This window comes from Carnobacterium divergens, from assembly GCF_900258435.1.
Classification (GTDB): domain Bacteria; phylum Bacillota; class Bacilli; order Lactobacillales; family Carnobacteriaceae; genus Carnobacterium; species Carnobacterium divergens_A.
On the sequence record NZ_LT984411.1, the window covers coordinates 47,296 to 51,929 of the forward strand.

Annotated in this window: 6 protein-coding genes and 2 pseudogenes; 7 read left to right on the forward strand and 1 reads right to left on the reverse strand. The window is 33.3% G+C overall.

The features are described from left to right. Positions 1 to 433 precede the first annotated feature (433 nt). Positions 434 to 538 (reverse strand): type I toxin-antitoxin system Fst family toxin, encoded by a 105-nt coding sequence (locus CDIMF43_RS00270; RefSeq protein ID WP_109840873.1) that lies wholly within the window; start codon positions 536 to 538, stop codon positions 434 to 436. 204 nt (positions 539 to 742) lie between these two features. Here CDIMF43_RS00270 and CDIMF43_RS00275 point away from each other — a divergent pair, with 204 nt between their 5' ends. From CDIMF43_RS00275 to CDIMF43_RS00310, 7 genes and pseudogenes are all read left to right on the forward strand, one after another. Continuing rightward, positions 743 to 955: a helix-turn-helix transcriptional regulator gene (locus CDIMF43_RS00275; protein WP_010731575.1), complete on the forward strand. Its 213-nt coding sequence runs from the start codon at positions 743 to 745 to the stop codon at positions 953 to 955. Then, on the forward strand, positions 936 to 1,139 hold the full coding sequence (locus CDIMF43_RS00280; protein ID WP_010731574.1) for a hypothetical protein: 204 nt from the start codon (positions 936 to 938) through the stop codon (positions 1,137 to 1,139). Before CDIMF43_RS00275 ends, CDIMF43_RS00280 begins: the two co-directional genes overlap by 20 nt. A 162-nt stretch (positions 1,140 to 1,301) precedes the next feature. Then, on the forward strand, positions 1,302 to 1,598 hold the full coding sequence (locus tag CDIMF43_RS00285) for a bacteriocin immunity protein (RefSeq protein WP_109840874.1): 297 nt from the start codon (positions 1,302 to 1,304) through the stop codon (positions 1,596 to 1,598). A gap of 697 nt (positions 1,599 to 2,295) precedes the next feature. Continuing rightward, positions 2,296 to 2,895 (forward strand): tyrosine-type recombinase/integrase, encoded by a 600-nt coding sequence (locus CDIMF43_RS00295; RefSeq protein WP_109840875.1) that lies wholly within the window; start codon positions 2,296 to 2,298, stop codon positions 2,893 to 2,895. 48 nt (positions 2,896 to 2,943) lie between these two features. Next, a complete protein-coding gene (locus tag CDIMF43_RS00300; RefSeq protein ID WP_109840876.1) occupies positions 2,944 to 3,642 on the forward strand; it encodes a Fic family protein in 699 nt (232 codons plus the stop codon). Between the two features lie 401 nt (positions 3,643 to 4,043). Further along, positions 4,044 to 4,175 (forward strand): annotated as a pseudogene (locus tag CDIMF43_RS00305) (MerR family DNA-binding transcriptional regulator); the annotation flags it as partial. A gap of 74 nt (positions 4,176 to 4,249) precedes the next feature. Beyond that, positions 4,250 to 4,633 (forward strand): annotated as a pseudogene (locus CDIMF43_RS00310) (IS6 family transposase); the annotation flags it as partial. Between the last annotated feature and the right edge of the window lies 1 nt (position 4,634).

Sequence of the window (4,634 nt, forward strand, 5' to 3'; positions counted from 1 at the left end):
TAAAGTCTAAAAAAAATAGAAATGCTGTTAAATCAGCGTTTCTATTTTTTAATAGTCGATTATACCGCAACTTTTCGTTAAGATGTTCCATTGACCCCTTATGTTGCTATTTTCGATTTGTATAGTATTTTTGGGATTTAATAAGAATGGAAACTATAGTCTATATATTATTGGTGGTATTCTTCTGATACTAGGTTTGTTGTTCAATTGGTATTGCTTTAATAGATTTGTAAGCAGAAAGGATAAATAATGAAAAAAATTTCGTTTGAAACCGTAACTTGGCTTCATTTTGAAATCATGCTATAATAAATGTGCGAAACGATAAGATTTGTTGTTGCACAACAACACAAAAGCCCAACCTATGTCGAGTAGGTTGGGCTTTTTTTGCACTAGTTGCGATGGCTAGCGTTGTGGGTTAGGTAGCAACTTGCTTTCAATCGTTGTCTTTGTCCTTCTCTTCTAACCAATGAGAAAATAGTTCAGTGACTATGCCAACAAGTACTGGCGCAACGATTAACGATAAGATTTGGTAAAACACAACAACACCCCCTTACGGGGCAAGTTGCCGTTAATTAGTATAGCATACTTAATATTCTAAACAGTTGATAAATTAAGATAAAATCACTTATCACAAATCATCTATCACAAATCACAAGTGATTAATCACTTGTTTATTAAGATATTAAAAGCTATAATTTAAATAAAGCGTGAATTTTATTACACAAAAAGAGGGGGGAGAAACTTGGAACTAGCATTTAGAGAAAGCTTAAAAAAGATGAGAGGTACCAAATCAAAAGAAAAATTCTCCCAAGAATTAGAAATGAGTAGATCAAATTATTCACGAATAGAATCAGGAAAATCAGATCCAACCATAAAAACACTAGAACAAATTGCAAAGTTAACTAACTCAACGCTAGTAGTGGATTTAATCCCAAATGAGCCAACAGAACCATAAAAAACTATCAAAACTGAATGAAAACTTATTGATTCAGTTAGATAAAAATCAAACATTATTAGATCAGCAACAAAGATTAAGTTTAAATGATATAAATAATATCAAAATGTTAGAGTCAGAATTAGAAGAAGAGAAAGAAGAAAAAGAAACTAAGTGGTATAATATATTTAAGAGGAAAAAATAGTTACATATTAAAAAATATGAGTTTGTCACAATAAGAATTAGTCAAGTCCACAATCTTGTGTAATTGACTCGATTTTTTGATAATTGATTTAGATAAAAAGTGACTTCGAGAAATTATAATAAAATTATTTAAAAGTAAATTAAAATTAAGGAGGATTAATAAATGAGTAATTTAAAATGGTTTTCTGGCGGAGATAATCGAAGCAAAAGAGCAGAAATAATTATTACTGAATTATTAGATGATTTAGAGACAGATTTAGGAAATGATTCCCTTCGAATGGTATTGCACACCTACCTTGGAAATCTGAAAAATGAAGGAACTTCAGTACCTTTAATTTTAAGTCGTATGAATTTAGAAATATCAAATGCAATAAAAAAAGACGGTGTATCTTTAAATGCAAAGCAATCAAAAAAATTAAAAGAATTGATGTCTATATCTAATATAAGATATGGTTATTAGTAATTTCGGTTGCGTCAAGAATTATGTGTAAATGGAAAAAATCATTCTGTCGGTTAAGTTAAAACATTGATTCTAATGTATCTTGTATTTCTTTAAAACCTTTATGAATCCGACACAAAAACTTCTGATTATAGTTATTGAATTGAGAAACTAAGAATCACTAGAGCATTTCCTAGTATTCATCTTTGATACATACAATCAAAAATTCTTAAATAGAAGCCATAAAGGCTTCCAACAAGTGACGGATACATTAGCTTCAATGTTTACTGAGTAACCCATTATTTTGCAGAAGGACGAGTTATTTACACAAAATTATTGACGCTCCCTATCTACTTTATTGGATCCATAACATGACTAAATTCTGAATACTTTTTAAAGCTTATCATTTGGTAAAACTGAATATAAGTTAATTATATAGACTGAAAATTTTGAATTTTCAGAATAGAATAACTTAAAAGTACTGACAAAATTTTTTAAAGGGGCAATATTAATGTTCTGAGATAATCAAATCTTACCGAAAATATCAAAAGTCCAATGTGACACAATCGGATTCTGTCACATTCGTTAAAATCGCTCCATCCTTAGAGGCTCTAAGAGAAGATCACTTTTCTTTTAGGGCCTTTTTTCTATAGCATGTTTAAATGTGACTTATTATCTGTTATAATCATATTAAGTAACATTTGAGAGGGGACTAAAAATGAAGAGCGTGGAACCGATTCGCGACAAAAAAAAGATCGATGCCATGAAGGCAATTTTGGCTTCCGGAAAATATGGGCAACGAAATTTGGTGCTTTTTTCGATCGGGATCAATACAGCGTATCGAATCTCCGATTTAAGACAGTTGAAATTAAGTGACGTGTTAGAAATTTCTCGTGGCCGAGTGATTGTCAAAGAACGTCTGGCCATGAAGGAACAAAAAACAGCCAAACACAATTCGGTCTTCATTTCAAACAAATTACGAAAAGTGATTCTCGATTATGTTCAATCCGAATTTCCTGAGCAGTTGCAAGCGCAAGAATTCAGCAACTATTTGTTTCCGAGTCGAAAAGGAGCAGATACGCCTTTGACACGACAAAGCCTTTGGCGGATCATTCATGAAGCAGGGACGGCGGTTGGATTAAAAGAAATTGGTCCCCATTCGATGCGCAAGACCTTCGGATATTTTTTGTACAAGCAAGGGACCAAAACAGAAATTATTCAGTCGCTGCTCAACCACTCTTCACAACGGGAGACCTTACGCTATATTGGGATCACCCAGGAAGACAAAGATACCGCAGTAAAGAGTTTGGATCTATGACAGAATAACGCCCTATATAATAGAAGGAAAAATTCAAGAGGTGAGAAAATGAACGAAGAAAAGCGACCTAACTTTCCGGATAAATACCACTTATCTCGCAAAGAATCGGTGTATTTATTGAAGAAAAACATTGTGGAACTGGTGTATAATGCGGGAAAATTTGAAGGATTGAATACAACGCTATTACAAACAGAAGAGATTATTAAGTATAATCGGGCCAATAACGTGGCTGTAGATGATGTCCTGACCGTCGTTAACTTAAAAAGAGGCTTTGAAATGCTTTTAAACGACGTACAGGAGCCCCTGTTAGAGACAAGTAAGCGGATTAATCGGATCGTTGCAGCGGAAGACGCCCTTTTTCCTGGCGAAATACGAACCGGTGGAGTAGAAGTATCGACCATTCAAGGAAGATATGTACCACCAATGTTAACTGAAGATGAGGTAAAGAATCAATATGACGAGATAATGAATCAAGAGATATCAGAGACGGAAAAAGCATTGCGACTGTTTCTATTCATTTCGAAGAATCAAATTTTTTGGGACGGTAATAAAAGAACTGCATTGTTAACTGCTAATAAGATCATGTTTAGCAAAGGGGTAGGATTGTTATCCATTCCCGAAACTGTATTTGCAAAATTTAATGAATTGTTATCTATGTATTACAATAGCAATCAATCTAGTGATGAATTAAAAATTTTATCATTTATGTATGACGAATGTATTTTTGGAATAATTTATAAATCCTAGATATAGAAGAGCGCTTTAATAATGGAACTACTAGATGTAAATATTACCGATAAAGGTTTGTATTATTTGCAAAAAATGAATTTATAACGTAGGCTAATTAAGCAACATGCATTAATCTAAGAAGAGTACTGGCACAGAAAACTTGGGGAAGTTTTTCTGGACTGCGCCGAGTACTCTTCATTTTTTATTTTAACATTATTCTTATTTAATAAACATTAAAATATGAAAAGTTACATTCGGCTAATATGATCTATCACTTTATCTTCTAAATAATTTTTAAGCAATTTACGGACTGTTAGAAGTTATTCAGTAGAAATCGTACTTAGAGGCAAAAATATACTATTTGCTATAGAGTTAACTTCAGGGGTTACTATAACAATAGTAAAGAGGAGCGACTTACCATGAATATAAAAAAAGCAGCTGAGATGTTTGATTTAAGTGTAGACACATTACGCTATTATGAACGTGTTGGTGTTATACCGCCGGTTCACCGTAATGAGAGTGGCTATCGGGTGTACACAACAAATGATCTGGTTCTGTTGCAAAGTTTTCTGATAAACTGATTTTAAGGTAAAATGAATGGAAAAGATAGCTTGGAGGAATCAAGATGGATCATTTTAAAGGCAAGCAATTTCAGAAAGATGTGATTATTGTCGCCGTAGGCTACTACCTTCGGTATAATCTTAGCTATCGTGACGTCCAAGAAATCCTATATGACCGTGGCATTAACGTTTCTCACACCACCATCTACCGCTGGGTACAGGAATATGGAAAACTACTTTACACTATTTGGAAAAAGAAAAATAAACAATCCTTCTATTCGTGGAAGATGGATGAGACCTATATTAAAATCAAAGGGAAATGGCACTATCTTTATCGAGCAATCGATGCAGGTGGTTTAACCTTGGATATTTGGTTACGTAAAAAACGGGACACACAAGCAGCCTATGCTTTTCTTAAGCGGTTAGTGAAGCAGTTTGATGAACCGAAGG